This is a genomic window from Pseudomonas sp. zjy_15 (assembly GCF_043101865.1).
Taxonomy (GTDB): domain Bacteria; phylum Pseudomonadota; class Gammaproteobacteria; order Pseudomonadales; family Pseudomonadaceae; genus Aquipseudomonas; species Aquipseudomonas putida_Y.
Genome location: NZ_JBICII010000137.1, coordinates 60,109 through 80,677 on the forward strand (window position 1 = coordinate 60,109; position 20,569 = coordinate 80,677).

Here is a 20,569-nt window from a genome sequence, read left to right on the forward strand (position 1 = left end):
TGCTCGCTCCTGCACATTATTCGAACAACGCATCCAGCGCCTGTTCCAGGCGGGTAACGGCAATCACCTGCAAACCCGCCGGCGCTTCTTTCGGCGCATTGCCCTTGGGTACGATGGCACGCTTGAAGCCGTGCTTGGCCGCTTCCTTCAAGCGCTCCTGGCCACTGGGCACCGGCCGTACCTCGCCCGACAAGCCAATCTCGCCAAACACCAGCAAACCATGGGCCAGTGGCCGGTTACGCAAGCTGGACATCACCGCCGCCAGCAGCGCCAGGTCCGAAGCCGTTTCCAGCACCTTCACCCCGCCGACCACGTTGAGAAACACGTCCTGGTCATGGGTCGGGATACCGCCATGACGGTGGAGTACCGCCAACAACATGGCCAGGCGGTTCTGGTCCAGGCCCAAGGTCACCCGCCGCGGGTTGGCCAGATGGCTATCGTCGACCAGCGCCTGCACCTCGACCAGCATCGGCCGGGTCCCCTCCCAGGTTGCCATCACCACGCTACCCGGCACCTCTTCCTGGGTACGGTTGAGGAAGATCGCCGACGGGTTCGAGACCTCCTTGAGGCCACGATCGGTCATGCCGAACACGCCCAGTTCGTTGACCGCGCCAAAGCGGTTCTTGACCGCCCGCAGCAAGCGCAGGCGGCCATCGGACTCACCTTCAAAATACAGCACAGTGTCGACCATGTGCTCCAGCACCCTTGGGCCAGCCAGCGAGCCTTCCTTGGTCACGTGGCCGACCAGGAAGATTGCCGTACCGCTTTGCTTGGCGTAGCGCACCAGCAACGCTGTGCTTTCGCGCACCTGGGCCACGCCGCCCGGGGCCGATTGCAACTGCTCGGTGAAAATGGTCTGGATCGAGTCGATCACCATTACCCTCGGCTTCTCGACCCGCGCCGTGGCAATGATCGTCTCGATGCAGGTTTCGGTCATCACCTTGAGCTGGTCCTGGGGCAGGCCCAGCCGCCGGGAGCGCATGGCCACCTGCTGCTGCGACTCCTCCCCTGTGACATACAGTGCCGGCATGCCCACGGCGATGTTGCACAAGGTCTGTAGCAAAATGGTCGATTTGCCGATGCCGGGGTCACCGCCGATCAGCACCACCGAGCCATCCACCAGGCCGCCACCCAGCACACGGTCCAGTTCGGTGCTGCTGGTCGTGAAACGCGGGATTTCCTCGACACTGACTTCGGCCAGGGTCTTGATCTGCGCCTGCTGTCCTGTCCAGCCAGCGCGGCCGCTACTGGGTGCAGCAGCGCCGCCGCTTTCGATCATGGTTTCGACCAGGGTATTCCAGGCCCCGCATTCGCCGCACTGGCCGGCCCATTTGGGGAAAGTCGCGCCGCATTCGGTGCAGCCATACAAGCGCTTGGCCTTGGCCATGGGTGGGGTCTCCTGGAAAAATTCGCCATGATAGCCGAGCAGGACGTGTCTCGAACGCCTCGGGATGCGACAAAACTATTCGTTCTAACTGCAGTCAGTAGCCCTGAACACAACGCATGAAGCGTTTTAGTGGCTTACACTGCCTTAACCTTACCTTTTGTTACAAGGAACCAAACATGGGCATGCTCAACGAGTTCAAGGCTTTCGCAGTCAAAGGCAATGTCGTCGACATGGCGGTCGGTATCATCATCGGCGCGGCCTTCGGCAAGATCGTCTCGTCCTTCGTCGGCGACGTGATCATGCCGCCACTGGGCCTGTTGATCGGTGGCGTGGACTTCAGCGACCTGGCCATTACCCTGAAGGCTGCCGAAGGTGACTTGCCAGCGGTGATGCTGGCGTATGGCAAGTTCATCCAGACCGTGATCGACTTCGTGATCGTGGCCTTTGCCATCTTCATGGGCGTGAAAGCAATCAACAAGCTCAAGCGTGAAGAAGCCGTGGCACCGACTACGCCGCCTGTGCCTTCGGCTGAAGAGACGCTGCTGACCGAAATTCGCGATTTGCTCAAGACGCAGAACCAGAACCGCTTGCCTTGAAAATTGCCGGAGGCGCTGTGGGGAGCGGGCATGCTCGCGAAGAAAGCAATGCGATGGATGGCACCGGCTTCGCCGGTGTTCGCGGGTGAACCCGCTCCTACGGCGGCCTGTGTCCAACCTCCGATGTGTGCCCCCCCCATCTGTGTAGGAACGGGTTTACCCGCGAATACGGTGGCGACAGCAACGGTGAACGGCGGGTGGAGATTGGCCAGCAGGCCCGGCCTCTTCGCGGGTGAACCCGCTCCTACGGCGGCCTGTGTCCAACCACCGATGCGTGTCCACCAACGATTTGTGTGTAGGAGCGGGTTTACCCGCGAATACGGTGGCGACAGCAACGGTGAACGGCGGGTGGAGATTGGCCAGCAGGCCCGGCCCTTTCGCGGGTAAACCCGCTCCTACAGGCCCCACAACGGCCGCAATGGTCTTACCAGTAGTTCTCGACAGCCACCTGCCCGGGCCGCTTGCTCAGGCTCAGTTGCAAGTCTCGCGCCTTGAGGACCTTGCGGGTTTCGTCGATCATTTCCGGGTTACCGCACAGCATCACCCGCGAATGCTCCGGTGACAGTTCAAGCCCTGCCGCCCTCTCCAGTTCGCCATTCTCGATCAACGTCGTAATCCGCTGGTTCAGCGCCCCCGGGTGCTGTTCACGGGTCACCACGGGAATGAACTGCAACTTGCCCGCGTACTCAGCCAGATAATCGCGCTGTTCCAGCCCGGCAATCTCATCCACATAGGCCAGCTCCTTGGCTTCGCGTACCGAATACACCAGCTTGATGCTGTCGAAACGCTCCCAGGCCTCGAAGTCCTGCAGGATCGACATAAAGGGCGCAATGCCGGTACCGGTGGCCAGCAGCCATAGATCACGACCACCGACGAAGCGGTCGAGGGTGAGGAAGCCGAACGCCTGGCGGTCGATCAGCAACGTATCGCCTGCCCCCAAACGGCTCAGCTCACTGGTGAACTCACCACCTGGCACCACGATGGAAAAGAAGTCCAGATACTCATCATGGGGCGCGCTGACCATGGAATAGGCGCGCCACACCACGCTACCATCGGCCTTGGTCACACCTAGCCGGGCAAATTGGCCGGAACGGAAGCGGAACCCCGCGTCGCGCGTAACCCGCAGGCTGAAGAGGTTCGGCGTCAGTGGCTGAACATCGAGCAGTGTCTGGCGGGTGAACTTGTCGGCGCTAGCGGTCATATCGGGCTCCAGGGTTGGCGTGTGCACAGTGTCGCCTAAAGTGGCCAGGATAAAAACCACCGCTTTGTAGGGCCTCATAGAGTGCAACCGGGCCGAAGTCGCAGAAAATCCTGATCGCTATAACAAAAAATTCCCAACAGGATGGTAGGTCTTTTCCTACAATCTTCCGGGTACTCAAACGGATTGGATTCTGCGCGCCTCCAAGGAGTGCCTCAGATGTATCAATGGAAACCTGAACATCTTCATGCCTTCGTCAACGAACGGAGCCCGCAGAAGCTGTTCGACATCGCAGTCCACCTGGCTCAGGGCCTGGGCATGGATTACCTTGGGCTGAACATCCGTATTCAGATCGCTACACAAACGCCAAGGCTGTACCTCTACAGCAACTACCCAAGTGAGTGGATCGAGCGCTACCAGCGCGACGACTTCTACAAGCAGGACCCGGCGGCGAACCTGAGCCACAGCTCGACGACGCCGGTGCTGTGGACCGATGAACTGTACAAGGAAGCCCCGCAATTTCGCGAAATGGCCTGCCAGCATGGCTTGCGCCACGGCTGGACACAGTCGCTTCACGATCTGCAGCACAACGAAAGCCAGATCAGTGTCGCTCGACCAAACGGCCACATCGATGTGTTCGAGCTGTACGACAAAGCCGGTAGTGTGCAGTGGCTGTGCCACACCCTTCACGCGGTACTGGGCGAGCATCACCTGAACGCACTGTGCCCACCCCAACCGAAAATGAGCGAGCGTGAACTGGAAGTGCTGAAATGGTCTGCCGCCGGCAAGACCGCTGCCGATGTAGCCTGCATCCTCTCCCTGTCGCAAAGCACGGTCAACTTCCATATCCGCAGCGTGATCACCAAGACCAATGCAGCCAACAAGGCCGGAGCCATCGCCATTGCCGCCTTGCGTGGCTGGATCTGACCTCCAAGCCTGCGGCCTTGGGCAAAGCCCTGTAGAATCGCCCGGCAAAGCCCGGGGCGAACCGCAACGGGCAGTTTCGTACCCGAGCCAGACGCCATGCCCCTGTTGACCACCCCCTACGCCGAACTCGACCTGATCCGCCAGCCGGAGCAGGCCAACGACCCGTTGCAGGCTTTCGATGCCGCCGACGAGTACCTGCTTGCGCAGCTACACGATCAGGCACCTGACGCCAATTGCCGGGTACTGGTGCTCAATGACAGCTTCGGTGCCCTGGCCGCCAGCCTGGCGGGCCAGCTGCAGGTGGTCAGCAGCGGTGACTCGCACCTGGGGCATCTGGCCCTGGAAAAGAACCTGGCGCGCAATGGCCTGCCATTCGACAGTGTGCCGTTCGTACCGGCCAGCGAGCACTGGCAAGGCCCGTTTGATCGGGTGCTGGTGCGTGTACCCAAGACCCTGGCCCTGCTCGAAGAACAACTGATCCGCCTGCAAGGCCAGCTGGCCCCCGGTGCGCAGGTGATTGCCGGGGCGATGATCAAGCACCTGCCACGGGCGGCCGGCGACCTGATGGAGAAGTACATCGGCCCCGTACAGGCTTCGCTGGCACAGAAAAAAGCCCGCTTGCTGACTGCAACGGTTGCCGAGCGGCCGCTCGCCAAGTCCCCCTACCCTAGCGGCTACCGCCTCGACGTGCCGGCACTGGAATTGATCAACCACGCCAACGTGTTCTGCCGTGAAGGCCTGGATATCGGTACCCGGGCGTTCCTCCCGCATCTGCCACGCGACCTCGGCCGTGCGCGGGTGGCAGACCTGGGCTGCGGTAACGGCGTACTCGCGATTGCCAGCGCCCTGGCCAACCCGGAGGCCGAGTACACCCTGGTCGACGAGTCGTACATGGCGGTGCAATCGGCGCAGGAGAACTGGCAGGCAGCGTTGGGCGAGCGCCCGGCGACCTTCGTCGCGGCCGATGGCCTGGCCGGGCTGGAGAAGCAGTCGCTGGACGTGGTGCTGTGCAACCCGCCGTTCCACCAACAGCAGGTAGTAGGTGATTTCCTGGCCTGGCGCATGTTCCAGCAGGCGCGTGAAGCGCTGGTGGTAGGTGGGGCGCTGTACATCGTGGGTAACCGGCACCTGGGCTATCACAGCAAGCTGGCGCGGTTGTTCCGGGGGGTGGAGCAGGTGGCGGCAACGCCCAAGTTCGTCATTCTGAAAGCCCGCAAGTAAGCGCGCCACCGCCCCCGTAGGAGCGGGCTTGCCCGCGAACACCGGCAACGCCGGTGCCATCTAGCGCGTTGCCTGCTTCGCGGGCAAGCCCGCTGCCGCTCTTTATCAATGTGTGGTCAGGCCCGCCGCCCCCATGAACAGCCGCATCACCCAGGCCGCCACACCCAGCGCCGCGACGCTCATCGCCCAGATCAGCAACAGCCAACCCAGTCGCTGCCACAGCGGTTTCTTGTCTTCCAAGCCATGCTTGCCAGTCATCATGCGGCCCTCCTAGTGATAGCCGTCTTCGTGGGTCACCTTGCCGCGGAACACGTAGTAGCTCCAGAAGGTATACATGAGGATAAACGGCAGGATGAACAGGGTACCCACCAGCATGAAGCCCTGGCTTTGCGGTGGCGCTGCGGCATCCCAGATCGAGATCGACGGCGGGATGATGTTAGGCCACAGGCTGATTCCCAAGCCGCTGTAGCCAAGGAAGATCAATACCAGCGTGAGCAGGAACGGCGTGTAGTGCGCATTGCGCGCCACCGCTTTGAGCAACCCGTAGAACGTCACCAGCACCAGCAGCGGTACCGGCATGAACCAGATCAGGTTGGGCATGCTGAACCAGCGGTCGGCAATCTGCGGGTAGGCGATTGGGGTCCACAGGCTGACGATACCGATCACCACCAGCAGCACCAGCGCCAGCGGCCGGGCCATGTCGTGCATCTTCTGTTGCAGCGGCCCTTCAGTCTTCATGATCAGCCAGGTGCAACCCAGCAGGGTGTAGGCCACGATCAACCCCAGCCCGCAGAACAGGCTGAACGGGGTCAGCCAGTCCAGGGTGCCACCGGCGAAATGCCGGTCGACCACCTTGAAGCCTTCCAGGAACGCACCCAACGCCACGCCCTGGAAGAAGGTGGCAATCAGCGAACCCCAGATGAAAGCCTTGTCCCAGATATGCCGCTTGTCAGCCTTGGCCTTGAAGCGGAACTCGAAGGCCACGCCCCGGAAGATCAGGCCGATCAGCATCAGGATCAGGGGCAGGTACAGGGCCTCGAGGACCACGGCATAGGCCATCGGGAAGGCCCCGAACAGTCCGGCACCGCCCAGGATCAACCAGGTTTCGTTGCCGTCCCATACCGGCGCGACAGTGTTCATCATTACATCACGGTCCTGCTCGCCCTTGACGAAGGGGAAGAGCATGCCGATCCCCAGGTCGAATCCGTCCATCACCACGTACATCATGACGCCGAAGATGATGATCACGGCCCAGATCAGTGGAAGGTCGATACCCATGGTTCAGTTCCCCTTGTTCAGGCTGGCAGAGGTGGCCTCGCGGCCATCATCGGCGGCGGACAAAGGCCGTGCCGGCGTGCGTTTCTGGCCTGGGCCTCCCGGTGTGTGCTCATCACCCTCGCCGGTCTGCGGCCCTTTGCGCACCAGGCGCATCATGTAGCCAAGGCCGGTGCCAAACAGGGCGAAGTACACCACCACGAAGGCCACAAGGGTGAAGCCGAGCTGCGCGTAGCTGTGGTTGGAAACACCGTCCGCCGTGCGCATCAGGCCGTACACCACCCAGGGCTGGCGGCCAATTTCGGTAGTGAACCAGCCGGCCAGCACCGCGATCAGCCCGGATGGCCCCATCCACAGGGCCACATGCAGGAACGGGCGCGAACTGTACAGTGTGCCGCGTTTGCGCAACCACAGGCTCCACAGGCCGACGAAGATCATCAGGAAACCAAGCCCGACCATGATCCGGAACGACCAGAATACGATGGTGGAGTTAGGCCGGTCCTCGGGCGGGAACTCCTTCATCGCCGGCACCTGCTTGTCCAGGCTATGGGTCAGGATCAGGCTGCCGAGCGCCGGGATCTCGATCTTGAACCGGGTAGTCTCGGCCTCCATGTCGGGAATGCCAAACAGGATCAGCGGAGTCGGCTCACCGGGCACGTTCTCCCAGTGGCCTTCGATCGCGGCAATTTTCACCGGCTGGTGCTTGAGGGTATTGAGGCCGTGGAAATCACCGATCACTGCCTGAATCGGGGCGACGATCAGTGCCATCCACATGGCCATCGACAGCATCTTGCGTACGGCCGGGTTGTCACGCCCGCGCAGCAGGTGCCAGGCCGCCGAGGCACCGACGAAGAACGCGGTGGAAACGAACGCGGCAGTGGCCATGTGCATCAGGCGGTAGGGGAACGAGGGGTTGAACACCACCGCAAACCAGTCCACCGGCACCACCCGACCATCGATGATCTCGTGACCTTGCGGGGTTTGCATCCAGCTGTTCGAGGCGAGAATCCAGAAGGTCGAAACCAGCGTACCGAGCGCTACCATCACCGTGGAGAAGAAGTGCAGACCACGGCCGACGCGATTCCAGCCAAACAGCATGACGCCCAGGAAGCCGGCCTCGAGGAAGAACGCAGTCAGTACTTCGTAGGTGAGCAGCGGGCCGGTGACGGCGCCGGCAAAGTCGGAGAAGCGGCTCCAGTTGGTGCCGAACTGGTAGGCCATGACCAGGCCGGAGACCACGCCCATGCCGAAGTTGACGGCGAAGATCTTCGACCAGAAGTGATAGAGGTCACGGTAAACCTGGTTGTGGGTCCGCAGCCAGAGGCCTTCAAGGACTGCCAGGTAGCTCGCCAGGCCAATGGTGATGGCCGGGAACAGGATGTGGAATGACACGGTAAAGGCAAACTGCATTCGGGCGAGCTCTAAGGCCTCTATTCCGAACATGGTGCTTCCTCTTCAGATAATCCGGCGTCCGGGCTTGTGGCCCCAGTCGCCCACTGCCCCCACTGGGTCGAGTACGGCGTGTTGGAATTGTTCTGTTCGATCGCAGGGATTCCGGCCAGACGGCCAATTCATTGATCTGGAACGATTGACCCAGATCAATGAATGCTTGGAAGCATAGTCCCGAATGGCCCGATGGGGCGTGTGGTGGATTGCCGCGTGACCTGTTGCCTCACCCTCTTTAATAAACAGTAGAAAAGTGCCGACCTGAGCAAACAGTAACTGCTTGTTACAAACAGGTGATACGCTGCGCGCCCCTCTACTGCGCCGAGGCCACTGATTTCCGATGTCCGATTCCGCACCGCAGTTGTTGCGTCACCATCGTCCTTTTCTGGCCTTCTGGCTGGCCCGTGTGTTCACCGCCAGCGGCTTCCAGATGCTCACCGTGGCCATCGGCTGGCACCTCTACCAATTGACCGGCAACGTACTGGACCTGGGCCTGGTCGGCCTGGTCGAGTTCGCCCCACGGGTGCTGTTCATGCTGCACACCGGCCATGTCGCCGACCGCTATGACAGGCGCAAGGTCGCCGCCCTGTGCCAGAGCCTTCAGGGGCTGATTGCCCTGGCACTGGCGGTGGGCAGCGCTACCGACAACGTCACCCGCGAACTGATCTTTGCCCTGGCCTTCCTGCTCGGCGCCAGCCGCTCATTCGAAATGCCGGCAACCCAGGCGCTGTTGCCCAATGTGGTACCGGCCGGGCTGTTCCCGCGGGCAGTGGCGGCGTCGGCCTCGGCCACCCAGTCGGCGACCATCGTGGCGCCGGCGGTGGGCGGTTTCCTGTATGCCTTTGGCAGCATGTGGGTGTATGGCCCGACGGTGGCCTTGTACGCCATTGCCTGCGTGCTGACCCTGAGCCTGCAGGCACACGGCCAGGTCGCCCAGCGCGGGCGAGCCAGCATCGAATCGCTGCTGGCTGGCATCCGCTTCATTCGCAGCCGGCCCGACATCCTCGGCGCCATCTCGCTGGACCTGTTCGCAGTATTGCTGGGCGGGGCCACCGCGTTGCTGCCGGTATTTGCCAAGGACATCCTGCTGACCGGCCCGATGGGCCTTGGCCTGTTGCGCTCGGCGCCAGCGGTGGGGGCGTTGCTGATGTCGCTCTGGCTGGCGCGCTTCCCGTTCCAGCGCAACGTCGGGCGGACGATGTTCACTGCGGTCGGCGTGTTCGGCGTGGCGACCATCGCCTTCGGCCTGTCGACCTCGTTCTGGTTCTCGCTGGCGGTACTGGTGGTACTGGGTGCGGCAGACATGATCAGTATGGTCATTCGCAGTTCGTTCGTGCAGCTGGAGACACCGGATGAAATGCGTGGGCGGGTGAGCGCAGTGAACGGCTTGTTCATCGGTGCCTCGAACCAACTCGGTGAGTTCGAATCGGGGGTGACCGCGCACTGGTTTGGTACAGTGCCGGCGGTGGTGCTGGGTGGGGTGGGCACCTTGGTGGTGACCGGGGTGTGGATAAAACTGTTCCCTACCCTGGCCAAGCGGGATCGGTTGCATAACGGGTGATGGGTTACCTGTGCCGGCCTCTTCGCGGGCAAGCCCGCGCCTACCGGGGACCTTACCCGCGAAGAGCCAGAAAAACCCATTCCCCAACGGCCATAGGCCCCCGCCATGCATGCTGGTATGATGCGCGGCTTTTTTCCTCCCCACACAAAACCACGGCATCCGGTACGGTCTGTGCTTTGCTGATGGGGTCGATACATTCATGGCGCCGGGGGCGCCTTGGGGAGCGGGAATGCTGGAAAGGCTGTTTCAACTAAGAGCACACAACACCAACGTGCGCACCGAGATTCTCGCGGGCGTCACCACCTTCCTGGCCATGGCCTACATCCTGTTCGTCAACCCGAGCATCCTCGGTGAGACCGGCATGGACAAGGGCGCGATCTTCGTCGCCACCTGCCTGGCAGCGGCCATCGGCTCCGCCACCATGGGCCTGATTGCCAACTACCCGATCGCCCTGGCACCGGGCATGGGCCTGAACGCGTTCTTCACCTACACCGTGGTGCTGCACATGGGCCACACCTGGCAGGTGGCGCTGGGTGCCGTGTTCCTGTCGGCGGTGATGTTCTTCCTGCTGTCGATCTTCCGCATCCGCGAGTGGATCGTGAACAGCATTCCGCTGCCGCTGCGTTCGGCGATTGCCGCCGGTATCGGCCTGTTCCTGGCATTGATCGCCCTGAATAACGCCGGCATCGTCGTCGATAACCCAGCCACTTTGGTGGGCATGGGCGACCTCAAGCAGCCTTCGGTGATTCTCGCCACGCTGGGCTTCTTCCTGATCGTCGGCCTTGAGTCGCTGAAGGTGCGCGGCGCGGTATTGATCGGCATCCTGGCCGTCACCGTCGCGTCGATCGCCATGGGCGTCACGCCGTTCGGCGGGATCGTGTCGATGCCACCGTCGCTGGCACCCACCTTCCTGCAGCTGGACATCGCCGGCGCCCTCGATGTGGGCCTTGTCAGCGTGATCTTCGCGTTCCTGTTCGTCGACCTGTTCGACAACTCCGGCACCCTGATCGCCGTGGCCAAGCGCGCGGGCCTGATGGGCAAGGACGGCCACATGCCGAAGATGGGCCGGGCCCTGATCGCCGACAGCACCGCTGCCATGGCCGGTTCGCTGCTGGGTACCTCGACCACCACCAGCTACATCGAATCTGCTGCGGGTGTGAGCGCCGGTGGCCGTACCGGCCTGACTGCCATCGTGGTTGCCGTGCTGTTCCTGCTGGCGCTGTTCTTCGCTCCGCTGGCCGGTAGCGTACCGGCCTTCGCCACGGCCCCGGCGTTGCTGTTCGTCGCCGTGCTGATGGCCTCGGGCCTGGCAGAAATAAACTGGGACGACGTGACCGAAGCCGCGCCGGTTGTCGTGACTGCCCTGGCCATGCCGCTGACCTACTCGATCGCCAACGGCATCGCCTTCGGCTTCATCGCCTGGACCGCCGTCAAGCTGATTTCGGGCCGCCACCGCGACCTGAACCCGGCGCTGGTGATCCTTTCCATCCTGTTCGTCATCAAGCTAGGCTGGTTCAACGCATGAGTGCTGCTTTCGACCCCTCCTCCTACGCCCCCCAGCTGGATGCCAAAGTGGCCCGGCTGCGCGAGCTGCTGGCGCCGTTCGGCGCGCCGGAGCCGACTGTTTTCGACTCACCGCGCGAGCATTACCGCCTGCGCGCCGAGTTCCGCCTGTGGCGCGAGGATGGCCAGCGCCACTACGCCATGTTCGCCCCGGGCGAGAAGCACAAGGCAATCCTGATCGACGATTTCCCCATTGCCAGCCAGCGCATCAACGCACTGATGCCGCGCCTGAAGGCGGCCTGGCAAGCCAGCGAAGAACTGGGCAACCGCCTGTTCCAGGTGGAGTTCCTCACCACCCTGGCTGGCGATGCAATGATCACGATGTGTTATCACCGCCCGCTGGACGAGGCCTGGGAAGTGGAGGCACGGCAACTGGCGGAAGCGCTGGGCGTGAGCGTCATTGGCCGTTCCAAGGGCAAGCGTCTGGTAATCGGCCGTGACTACGCGGTGGAAAAGCTCGACGTGGCTGGCCGCGTGTTCAGCTATCGCCAGCCTGAGGGTGCGTTCACCCAGCCCAACGGCGCAGTGAACCAGAAGATGCTCAGCTGGGCCTTCGAGGCCATTGGCGAGCGTGAGGATGACTTGCTGGAGCTGTATTGCGGCAACGGCAACTTCACCCTGCCGCTGGCCACGCGTGTACGCCAGGTGCTGGCCACCGAAATCAGCAAGACGTCGGTCAATGCTGCACTGAGCAACCTCGACGAGAACGCTGTGGATAACGTGCGGCTGGTACGTTTGTCGGCAGAGGAACTGACCCAGGCACTCAATGAGGTGCGGCCGTTCCGTCGCCTGGAAGGCATCGACCTGAAGAGTTATCAGTTCGGTACCGTGTTCGTCGACCCACCGCGTGCGGGGATGGACCCGGATACCTGCGAGCTGACCCGTCGATTCGAACGCATCCTGTACATTTCGTGCAACCCGGAAACACTGGCAGCGAACATTGCCCAGTTGCAGGACACCCACCGTATCGAGCGCTGTGCATTGTTTGACCAGTTCCCGTATACCCACCATATGGAAAGTGGGGTTTTGCTGGTTCGGCGCTGATCGTTGTATCGCCGGGGCTGCTTTGCAGCCCATTCGCGGGCAAGCCCGCTCCCACATTGATCGGCGTCGGTGTACGCAGATCGTTGTAGGAGCGGGCTTGCCCGCGAATGGGCCGCAGAGCGGCCCCAAGCTTCACCTCAGAAGTCGAAGAAGACGGTCTCCCCTTCCCCCTGAATACGGATATCGAAGCGATATGCCGTCTTCCCGTCCACTTCACAACGCTTGGCAATCAAGGTTTCACGCCGCTGCGGCTGCTCGATCAGGTTGAGCACCGGGCACTTGGCGTTGGCCTGGGCCTCATCATCGAAATACAGGCGCGTGTGCAGGTGGATATTGATCCCACGGGCAAACAGGCTGATGTTGATGTGCGGTGCCATCGGCACGCCAGCAGCGTTGTTCACCACACCCGGCTTGACCGTTTGCAGCGTCCACTCACCGGCATCGAAGGTGGTAGCCGTGCGGCCAAAGCTGTTGAAGGCGTTTTCCAGGTTGTAGGCATCCTGGTACTCACCGTTGGCGTCGGCCTGCCACACTTCCAGGAACGAATCGCGCACCAGGTGGCCGTTCCCGTCGTATACATGGCCGATCAGCAGAATGTGCTCGCCCGGGGCGTCTGGCTTGGCCAGGCAGTTCCAGATTTCCTGGTCGCGGGTCGGGTTGCCAGCGGCTTCCAGGGCCAGGCCGATGTGCACGTAGGGGCCGGCAGTCTGCGAAGGGGTTTCCGGCAGCAGTTCGATTGGCATGGCGGGGTCCTCAGCAGTTTTCGAAGTGGGTCTTGCGCTGGCCGCGCAGCACGATGTCGAAGCGGTAGGCCAGGCAGTCCATCGGGTTGGCGTTGCTCATGTCGAGCTTGGCGATCAACTGCTGCACGGCTTGCGGGTTGGCGATCGACTTGACGATCGGGCACATCGGGATCAGCGGGTCACCTTCGAAATACAACTGGGTGATCAGCTTGGTGGCGATCGACGGGCCGCTGATGGCGAAGTGGATATGCGCCGGGCGCCAATCGTTCGGGCCGTTGCGCCATGGGTACGGGCCCGGCTTGATGGTGCGGAAGCTGTAGTAGCCGTCGCGGTCGGTCAGGCACCGGCCAACACCGCCGAAGTTCGGGTCCAGTGGCGCCAGATAGCGGTCGTTCTTGTGGCGATAGCGGCCGCCGGCGTTGGCCTGCCACATCTCCACCAAGGTGTTCGGCACAGGCTTGCCGTACTGGTCGACGACACGACCGGCGACGATGATGCGCTCGCCGATTGGCAGGCCACCGTTATTGAAATTCAGCAGCAGATCATGGTCGTGGGCGCCGAAGCCCAGGTGGGAAAAGTCCGGACCAGTGGTTTCGCTGATCGACTGCGGAATGCTGACCAGGGCCTGGCGCGGCGAGCGGGCAACGGAGGTCTTGTAGTCAGGCGTAAGGGCTTTGGGGTGCCAGTTGCGATCACGGATCACGAAGCGGCTGTTGTCCTGGGCGGGCATGCCGGTTTCCTCTCTTGGAATTGTGAGAACGCCTGGGCGTGGCAGGCGGACTTGCAGTTTCCGGCAGGCGGTACGCGATGAATATTGAAATCGACCACTTGATACATAACCAAATGGTTATGTATCAACACCTCAGCCTGACACGTACCGCCTTCGTGAACTAATCTTTGTCTTCTTGTTTCACGCTCGGGAGAGCACTCATGGAATGGCGAAAAGGCCGACGCAGCGACAACGTGGTCGATGCCAGAGGTGGCGGTGGCGGCGGCATGCGTTTCGGTGGCGGCAAAGGGCTGGGCCTCGGGGCGATTCTGCTGATCGTCGGCATCGGCTGGCTCACCGGGCAGGACCCGCTGCAGATTCTTGGCCAGCTTGCCGGCCAGATGGAGCAACAGCAGACAGCACCCAGTGGCACAAGCGGCAAGGCCCCTCCGGCCAACGACCAGCAGGCCGAGTTCGTCGCCTCGATTCTGGGCGACACCGAGGACACCTGGAAAGCCCTGTTCGCCCAGGCCGGCAAACAATACCGTGACCCCAAGCTGGTCCTGTTCAGTGGCCAGGTCAACTCGGCCTGTGGTTTTGCCTCGGCAGCGGTCGGGCCGTTCTATTGCCCGGCGGACCAGCGGGTGTATCTGGACATGTCGTTCTTCCGCGAAATGGAAACCCGCTTCGCTGCAGCTGGCGACTTCGCCCAGGCCTACGTGATCGCCCACGAAATCGGTCACCATGTGCAGACACTGCTGGGGGTTTCGGCCAAGGTCGATGCCGCACGACGCAGCGGCCAGCGTATGGAGGGCGACAACGGCCTGTTGGTGCGCCAGGAGTTGCAGGCCGACTGCCTGGCCGGGGTATGGGCCTACCAGGCGCAGAAACGCCTGAACTGGCTGGAACCAGGCGATGTCGAGGAAGCGCTGAATGCAGCCAATGCCATTGGCGATGACCGCCTGCAGCAGCAAGGCCGCGGGCGCGTGGTGCCGGACTCGTTCACCCATGGCACCTCGGCGCAGCGCGTACGCTGGTTCAAGACCGGGTTTGCCGAAGGTGAAGTGAACCGCTGCGATACCTTCAGTGCGCGTACCCTCTGATACCCGGCCCAATAGCGAGTGAATGAGAGCGCGTGCTGATATTTTGCTGAAAAAGCGTTTCAGCTTCCACAATCATGGCCGATAACACCTGCACGAATCAGCGGGCATCCAGAACAAAAACGCCTTGCGATCGAAGATCAAGAGAGCGAAATCAACTTCTGGAGAGCGTGCATGAACAGCTGGTTCGCCAACATCAGCGTCAACCTTAAACTCGGCCTGGGCTTCGGCCTGGTGCTGGTCCTCACCGGCCTGCTGGCCCTCACCGGCTGGACCAGCCTGGGCAGCCTGATCGACCGCAGCAACTGGATGGGTGATATCGGCCAGCTGAACAAGGACCTCACCAATCTGCGCATTGCGCGCCTGCAGTACATGATCGCCAACGGCGACGATACCGCCGCCGCCAACACCCTGGCCAAGCTGGATGCATTCAGCAAGCAGCAGGCCTACCTGGCCACCACCTTCAAAAGCCCGGAGAACATCAAGCTGTTGGGTGAACTGGGCGAAACCATCAGCGCCTACAAGGTGTCGCTGAACAAGATGCGCCAGGGCTACGACGCCACCCGCGCGGCGCGCGTTTCCATGGACAGCTCGGCCATCCGCGCCGACCAGGCCATGGATGCTCTCAGCCGGGAGGTGATGGCTCGCCCCGAGGCTGACAGCGTGCGCCTGGCCCAGTACCAGCTGATCAGCAAGGCCCGCCAGCAATTGCTGCAGGTACGCATCGATGTGCGTGGCTACATCGCCGACAACAGCAGCGCCAACGAGCAGGCTGCCCTGCGCCAGCTGGATGCAGCACTGGCCGATACCGACAACCTCAAGCGCCAGCTGCCCAGCGAAGACACGCGCCTGCAACAGTTCGAAAACGCGGTACTGGCCTATCGTGAGGCCGTGCGCCAGTTCCGCGACGCGGTTGCCAACATCACCACCTCGCGCGCCGAAATGACCGTGCAGGGCGCCGACATCGTCAAGCGCAGCGACGCGCTGTACCAGATCCAGTTAGAGCGCCGTGACATCGAGAGCACCCAGGCCCGCAGCCTACAGGCCATTGCCACGCTGCTGGCGCTGCTGGTCGGCGTGCTGGCGGCGGTGCTGATCACCCGCCAGATCACTCGCCCCTTGCAAGACACCCTGATGGCCGTGGAAAAGATCGCCAGCGGCGACCTTACCCAGCACATGCGCGTCACCCGCCGCGACGAACTGGGCGTACTGCAGCAAGGCATCGCACGTATGGGCACCACCCTGCGCGAGCTGATCAGCGGCATCCGCGATGGCGTCACCCAGATCGCCAGCGCCGCCGAAGAGCTGTCGGCAGTCACCGAACAGACCAGCGCCGGCGCCAACAGCCAGAAAGTCGAGACCGACCAGGTGGCCACCGCCATGCACGAAATGGCCGCTACCGTTCAGGAAGTGGCGCGCAATGCCGAGCAGGCCTCACATGCAGCCACCGGTGCCGATGACGAAGCCCGGGCCGGCGACCGCGTGGTGGGCGAAGCGATTGGCCAGATCGAACGCTTGGCCGAAGACATGCACCGCTCTACCGAGGCCATGAACCTGCTGCAGCAGGAAAGCCAGAAGATTGGAAGCGTGATGGACGTGATCAAGTCGGTGGCCGAACAGACCAACCTGCTGGCGCTCAATGCAGCGATCGAGGCGGCACGCGCCGGCGAGGCAGGCCGTGGCTTTGCTGTGGTTGCCGACGAAGTGCGCGGCCTGGCCCAGCGCACACAGAAGTCTACCGAAGAGATCGAAGAGCTGATTGCCAGCCTGCAGCACGGCACCCAGCAAGTGGCGAGTGCCATGCAGGGCAGCCGTACCCTGACCGACAGCAGCGTCGAACTGGCGCGAAAGGCCGGGTCATCACTGGAGAGCATTACCAGTACGGTATCGAGCATCCAGTCGATGAACCAGCAGATTGCTGCAGCGGCAGAGCAGCAGAGTGCGGTGGCTGAAGAGATCAGCCGAAGCATCCTGAATGTACGTGATGTGTCAGAGCAGACCGCAGCAGCCAGTGACGAGACGGCAGCGTCGAGTGTTGAACTGGCGCGGCTGGGTGGGCAGTTGCAGACACTGGTCAGCCAGTTCCGCGTCTGACCGTTGGAACCTGGGGCCGCTTTGCGGCCCTTTCGCGATTCAAGGCCGCCCCCCACATTGATCGACGTACGCAGGTCCTCGTGGGAGCGGCCTTGTGTCGCGATAGGAGGGCAAAGCCCTCCCGGCGTGCTCACAGGTACTACTTGACGATCATCCCCACCCCACGCCCACGTGGGTCGGAAGCGGTCTCAAGCTTCGCTCCATCGACTCGAATCGCCTGGATGTCACCCATCTCCCAGCCCTGGTCCTCCAGCACATAGCCCATCTTCTTCAGCTCATCAGCTACCGGCCCGGTCAGTGGCGCATAGCTGTCGAAGTAGATGGTGTCCTTGGGCAGCAACTGATGGTGCACGCGCTGCGCCGCCACCGCCTTGTCCAGCGGCATGCCGTAGTCGTACAGGTTGTTCATCACCTGGAAGATCGAGGTAAAGATCCGTGAACCACCCGGGGTACCGATAACCAGCTCGACCTTGCCATCGCGGGTCATCAGGCTGGGACTCATCGACGACAGCATGCGCTTGCCCGGTTCGATCGCGTTGGCATCACCGCCGACCACTCCAAAGGCGTTCGCCGCCCCCGGTTTGGCGCTGAAATCATCCATCTCGTCGTTGAGCAGGAAACCGGCGCCCTTCACCACCACACCACTGCCGTAGTCGAGGTTGAGGGTGTAGGTATTGCTGACCGCGTTGCCCTGCTTGTCGATGATCGAGAAATGCGTGGTCTGGTGCGGTTCGAGGCCCGGCTTGACCTTGTCGGTCTCGGAGATGGCCTTCGGGTTGACCTGGGCTGCGCGCTTGGCCAGGTAATCCTTGGCCACCAGCTGGTCCACCGGCACCTTGGTGAAGGCCGGGTCGCCCAGGTAGTCGGCGCGGTCGGCGAACACCCGCTTCTCGATCTCGGCCAACAGGTGGATATACTGCGCCGAGTTATGCGCCACCCCTTTGAAGTCGGCCGCGCGGTCTTCCTTGATGCCCAGCAACTGGGCCAGCGCCACACCGCCCGAGCTCGGCGGTGGCGCGGTATACACCACATTGCCACGCCAGCTCACGGCCATCGGTTCACGCCATACCGCCTTGTAATCCTTCAGGTCGTCTTTGGTAATCAGGCCTTTGTCAGCCTGCATCTGCGCCACCAGCAAATCGGCGGTCTTGCCTTGATAGAACTCGCTCACGCCCTTGTCGGCTATACGCTCCAGGGTCTGGGCCATTTCCGGCTGCTTGAACAGCTCGCCGACCTTCATGTTGCCGAAGTAATCGTTGAAGTTGGTCGCCGTCTTGAACATGCCCTGGGCATCGTTGCGGTACTGGTACTGCTTTTCCGCCACCTTGAAGCCGTTTTTCGCATAGCCGATGGCCGGGGTCAGCAACTCGCTCCAGGGCAGCTTGCCGAACTTCTGGTGCGCCTCCCACAGGCCCATTACCGTACCGGGTACGCCTGCGGCGCGTGCCCCGACCAGGCTGAGGTTCTCGATGACCTCGCCCTTGTCGTCCAGGTACATGTTGCGCGTGGCGGCCTTGGGCGCGACTTCACGGTAGTCGAGGAAGTAAGGCTTGCCATCGACGAACAGGGTCATGAAGCCGCCACCGCCGATATTACCGGCTTCCGGGTAAGTCACCGCCAGGGTGAAGGCGGTCGCCACTGCCGCGTCCACCGCGTTGCCGCCCTTTTTCAGAATATCGGCGGCCACCTGTGCACCATATTGATCGGGGGCGGCCACCGCGCCGCCCTCCAGGGTGGCGGCGTAAACCGAGGAACAGCTCAGGATCGCGGCTGCGAGAGCCAGATACTGGAAAGGGACAATACGCATGACACTTCCTTGGTGTTGTTTTTGTTGAGCAGTCAGTAAGGCCGAAGCGCTTCGACTGTGCAATCAACCGTCGGAAGTTTCGCCGCCTGTGGACAGGATTTGTCGCGATCAGGCAACTCAGCAGGCGTACATCGCCAGCTTGCGCTGGATGAAATCCAGGAAGCACTGGATGCGCAGCGCCAACTGGGTATTGCGGTAATACACCGCGTGGATCGGCTGACGGTAGCCATTGTTGGCCTCGCTCAGCAGCACCTGCAGGCGCCCTGTGCGGATATCTTCGTGGGTCATGAAGTGCGACAGGCTGACGATGCCCTCCCCGGCCAGCGCCAACTGGCGCAGGGTTTCGCCGCTGGAAGCGACCAGCGCCGGGCGGATGCTCCAGCGGTCGCCCTGAGCATGGCGTAGCGGCCAGTGATTGAGCGACTCAGGTTGGCTGAAGCCGAGCAGACAGTGCTCGGCCAGCTCCTCGACCTGCCGTGGCGTGCCGTGCTGCTCCAGGTAGGCCGGACTGGCCAGCACCTGCACCGGGCTGCAACCCAGGCTGCGCGCATGCAGGCTGGAGTCGGCCAGTTCACCGATGCGGATCGCCACATCGGTGCTCTGCTCCAGCAGGTCGATGATCAGGTCGTCAGTGTTGAGCTCCAGTTCGATGCCCGGGTACTGGCGGCGGAACTCGCCGATCCACGGCAGGATGGCATGCAGCATGAACGGCGCCGCAGCATTGATGCGCAATCGCCCGGTCGGGGTCTGGCGGTTCATCGACAGACGCTCTTCCATCTCGTCCATCTGCTGCAGGATCAGCCGCGAGCGCTCAAGAAAGTAGCGCCCCTCTTCGGTAAGGTCCATGCGCCGGGTGGTGCGGTTGACCAGCGTGGTGCCCAGCTTGCCCTCCAGACGCGACAGGGTGCGGCTGACGGCAGACGGGGTCTGGCCCATCTGCTCGGCAGCAGCGGAAATCGAGCCGCAGTCGATGACGGCGACGAATACCTGGAGTTCTTCGGATCGGGTTTTCACATCTGGGCCTGTGGTTGGTCTGTGCAAGGATTAGATAACCGCTTGTCTAGGCCAAGTCCAGCGGCGCCTGTACGGGCCTATTCGCGGGCTTGCCCGCTCCCACAAGTACTGCAAAGTCCTTGAAACCTGCGTAATACCTGTGGGAGCGGGCAAGCCCGCGAATAGGCCCGTACAGGCATAAAATTACTGTGCCTTGCCAAACACCTTGTCCAGATGAGCCTCATAAGCTGCCAACGCCGCCGGCACATCCGGGCGCTTCATCACATCCACAGCCAGGAAGGTCGGCAGGCCGGTCATGCCGAGGAACTGGTTGGCCTTGTGGAACGGGAAGTACACGGCATCCACCCCTTTGCCTTCAAAGAAATCGCTCGGGTCATCGAACGCCTGCTGCGGCGCGTTCCAGGTCAGCGACAACATGTATTGCTTGCCGTGCACCAGACCACCGCTGCCGTATTTCTGCGAGTGGTCCGATCGGGTACGACCGTCATTGGCATACAGGCTGCCGTGGCCGGCAGTGAACACTTCGTCGATGTACTTTTTCACGGTCCACGGCGCGCCCATCCACCAGCCGGGCATCTGATAGATCACCACATCGGCCCAGAGGAATTTCTCCACCTCTTCCTGGGCATCGTAGCCGCCATCGATGAACGTCTGGCGCACATCGAAACCGGCGCGGTCCAGGTGAGCGATGGCCGCGTCATGCAAGGTGGCGTTGAGACGGCCTTCGGAGTGAGCGAACTGTTTACCACCATTGAGCAGAAGGATCTTTTTCATGCTGGCCTCCACGGCCGAATCAAAAATTGATGCCGGCAGGTTAGAGGCTCGCGGGGGCGGGATACAGCGGTGACGGGGCAAAATACAATTGACCAGAAGTCACGAATGAG

General features: G+C 62.3%; 18 protein-coding genes. 8 read left to right on the forward strand and 10 right to left on the reverse strand.

Going from position 1 to position 20,569, the window contains the following annotated elements:
- Positions 1–16: 16 nt before the first annotated feature.
- The gene (gene radA / locus ACF8EF_RS25260) at positions 17–1,387 is read right to left on the reverse strand and encodes a DNA repair protein RadA (protein ID WP_003251626.1); all 1,371 of its coding nucleotides are present in this window, start codon (positions 1,385–1,387) and stop codon (positions 17–19) included.
- Between the two features lie 176 nt (positions 1,388–1,563).
- Here radA and mscL point away from each other — a divergent pair, with 176 nt between their 5' ends.
- Positions 1,564–1,983, forward strand: coding sequence for a large-conductance mechanosensitive channel protein MscL (gene mscL / locus ACF8EF_RS25265; protein WP_176682516.1), 420 nt, complete (start codon positions 1,564–1,566; stop codon positions 1,981–1,983).
- Between the two features lie 424 nt (positions 1,984–2,407).
- Here mscL and ACF8EF_RS25270 read toward each other — a convergent pair whose 3' ends face one another.
- Positions 2,408–3,184, reverse strand: coding sequence for a ferredoxin--NADP reductase (locus ACF8EF_RS25270; protein ID WP_176682515.1), 777 nt, complete (start codon positions 3,182–3,184; stop codon positions 2,408–2,410).
- A 216-nt stretch (positions 3,185–3,400) separates the two neighbouring features.
- Here ACF8EF_RS25270 and ACF8EF_RS25275 point away from each other — a divergent pair, with 216 nt between their 5' ends.
- Together ACF8EF_RS25275 and ACF8EF_RS25280 are read left to right on the forward strand one after the other, a co-directional pair.
- A complete protein-coding gene (locus ACF8EF_RS25275) occupies positions 3,401–4,108 on the forward strand; it encodes an autoinducer binding domain-containing protein (RefSeq protein ID WP_392462182.1) in 708 nt (235 codons plus the stop codon).
- Positions 4,109–4,204: 96 nt separating this feature from the next.
- Positions 4,205–5,329 (forward strand): methyltransferase, encoded by a 1,125-nt coding sequence (locus ACF8EF_RS25280; RefSeq protein ID WP_176682513.1) that lies wholly within the window; start codon positions 4,205–4,207, stop codon positions 5,327–5,329.
- 105 nt (positions 5,330–5,434) lie between these two features.
- On the opposite strand, the gene ACF8EF_RS25285 is transcribed toward ACF8EF_RS25280, so the two are convergent.
- The 3 genes from ACF8EF_RS25285 to ACF8EF_RS25295 are packed head-to-tail and all read right to left on the reverse strand — an operon-like array spanning position 5,435 to position 8,047.
- Positions 5,435–5,590 carry a DUF2474 domain-containing protein gene (locus tag ACF8EF_RS25285; protein WP_012274180.1) on the reverse strand — a complete coding sequence of 52 codons (156 nt, stop codon included), beginning with the start codon at positions 5,588–5,590 and terminating at the stop codon, positions 5,435–5,437.
- A 9-nt stretch (positions 5,591–5,599) separates the two neighbouring features.
- On the reverse strand, positions 5,600–6,607 hold the full coding sequence (cydB, locus tag ACF8EF_RS25290) for a cytochrome d ubiquinol oxidase subunit II (RefSeq protein WP_003251612.1): 1,008 nt from the start codon (positions 6,605–6,607) through the stop codon (positions 5,600–5,602).
- Positions 6,608–6,610: 3 nt separating this feature from the next.
- The gene (locus ACF8EF_RS25295) at positions 6,611–8,047 is read right to left on the reverse strand and encodes a cytochrome ubiquinol oxidase subunit I (protein WP_019438403.1); all 1,437 of its coding nucleotides are present in this window, start codon (positions 8,045–8,047) and stop codon (positions 6,611–6,613) included.
- A gap of 343 nt (positions 8,048–8,390) precedes the next feature.
- Here ACF8EF_RS25295 and ACF8EF_RS25300 point away from each other — a divergent pair, with 343 nt between their 5' ends.
- From ACF8EF_RS25300 to trmA, 3 genes are all read left to right on the forward strand, one after another.
- Positions 8,391–9,611 carry an MFS transporter gene (locus ACF8EF_RS25300; protein WP_176682512.1) on the forward strand — a complete coding sequence of 407 codons (1,221 nt, stop codon included), beginning with the start codon at positions 8,391–8,393 and terminating at the stop codon, positions 9,609–9,611.
- Between the two features lie 229 nt (positions 9,612–9,840).
- A complete protein-coding gene (locus ACF8EF_RS25305) occupies positions 9,841–11,136 on the forward strand; it encodes an NCS2 family permease (protein ID WP_176682511.1) in 1,296 nt (431 codons plus the stop codon).
- Positions 11,133–12,218, forward strand: a complete 1,086-nt coding sequence (trmA, locus tag ACF8EF_RS25310; protein ID WP_392462184.1) for a tRNA (uridine(54)-C5)-methyltransferase TrmA — start codon at positions 11,133–11,135, stop codon at positions 12,216–12,218. The genes ACF8EF_RS25305 and trmA overlap by 4 nt, the downstream gene beginning before the upstream one ends.
- A gap of 137 nt (positions 12,219–12,355) precedes the next feature.
- On the opposite strand, the gene pcaG is transcribed toward trmA, so the two are convergent.
- Complete coding sequence (gene pcaG, locus ACF8EF_RS25315) at positions 12,356–12,961, reverse strand: protocatechuate 3,4-dioxygenase subunit alpha (protein ID WP_010955312.1); 606 nt, start codon at positions 12,959–12,961, stop codon at positions 12,356–12,358.
- A 10-nt stretch (positions 12,962–12,971) separates the two neighbouring features.
- The gene (pcaH, locus tag ACF8EF_RS25320; RefSeq protein WP_009682255.1) at positions 12,972–13,691 is read right to left on the reverse strand and encodes a protocatechuate 3,4-dioxygenase subunit beta; all 720 of its coding nucleotides are present in this window, start codon (positions 13,689–13,691) and stop codon (positions 12,972–12,974) included.
- Positions 13,692–13,891: 200 nt separating this feature from the next.
- Between pcaH and ACF8EF_RS25325 the strand changes: the two genes are divergently transcribed.
- Both ACF8EF_RS25325 and ACF8EF_RS25330 read left to right on the forward strand, forming a co-directional pair.
- Positions 13,892–14,773, forward strand: a complete 882-nt coding sequence (locus tag ACF8EF_RS25325; RefSeq protein WP_392462186.1) for a neutral zinc metallopeptidase — start codon at positions 13,892–13,894, stop codon at positions 14,771–14,773.
- Between the two features lie 129 nt (positions 14,774–14,902).
- Complete coding sequence (locus ACF8EF_RS25330) at positions 14,903–16,864, forward strand: methyl-accepting chemotaxis protein (protein ID WP_392462197.1); 1,962 nt, start codon at positions 14,903–14,905, stop codon at positions 16,862–16,864.
- Between the two features lie 139 nt (positions 16,865–17,003).
- On the opposite strand, the gene ggt is transcribed toward ACF8EF_RS25330, so the two are convergent.
- The 3 genes from ggt to ACF8EF_RS25345 form a co-directional block, all read right to left on the reverse strand.
- Positions 17,004–18,671: a gamma-glutamyltransferase gene (ggt, locus tag ACF8EF_RS25335; protein ID WP_021784305.1), complete on the reverse strand. Its 1,668-nt coding sequence runs from the start codon at positions 18,669–18,671 to the stop codon at positions 17,004–17,006.
- Between the two features lie 117 nt (positions 18,672–18,788).
- Positions 18,789–19,685, reverse strand: a complete 897-nt coding sequence (locus tag ACF8EF_RS25340; protein ID WP_392462187.1) for a LysR family transcriptional regulator — start codon at positions 19,683–19,685, stop codon at positions 18,789–18,791.
- 183 nt (positions 19,686–19,868) lie between these two features.
- The gene (locus ACF8EF_RS25345; protein ID WP_176682506.1) at positions 19,869–20,459 is read right to left on the reverse strand and encodes an NAD(P)H-dependent oxidoreductase; all 591 of its coding nucleotides are present in this window, start codon (positions 20,457–20,459) and stop codon (positions 19,869–19,871) included.
- Between the last annotated feature and the right edge of the window lie 110 nt (positions 20,460–20,569).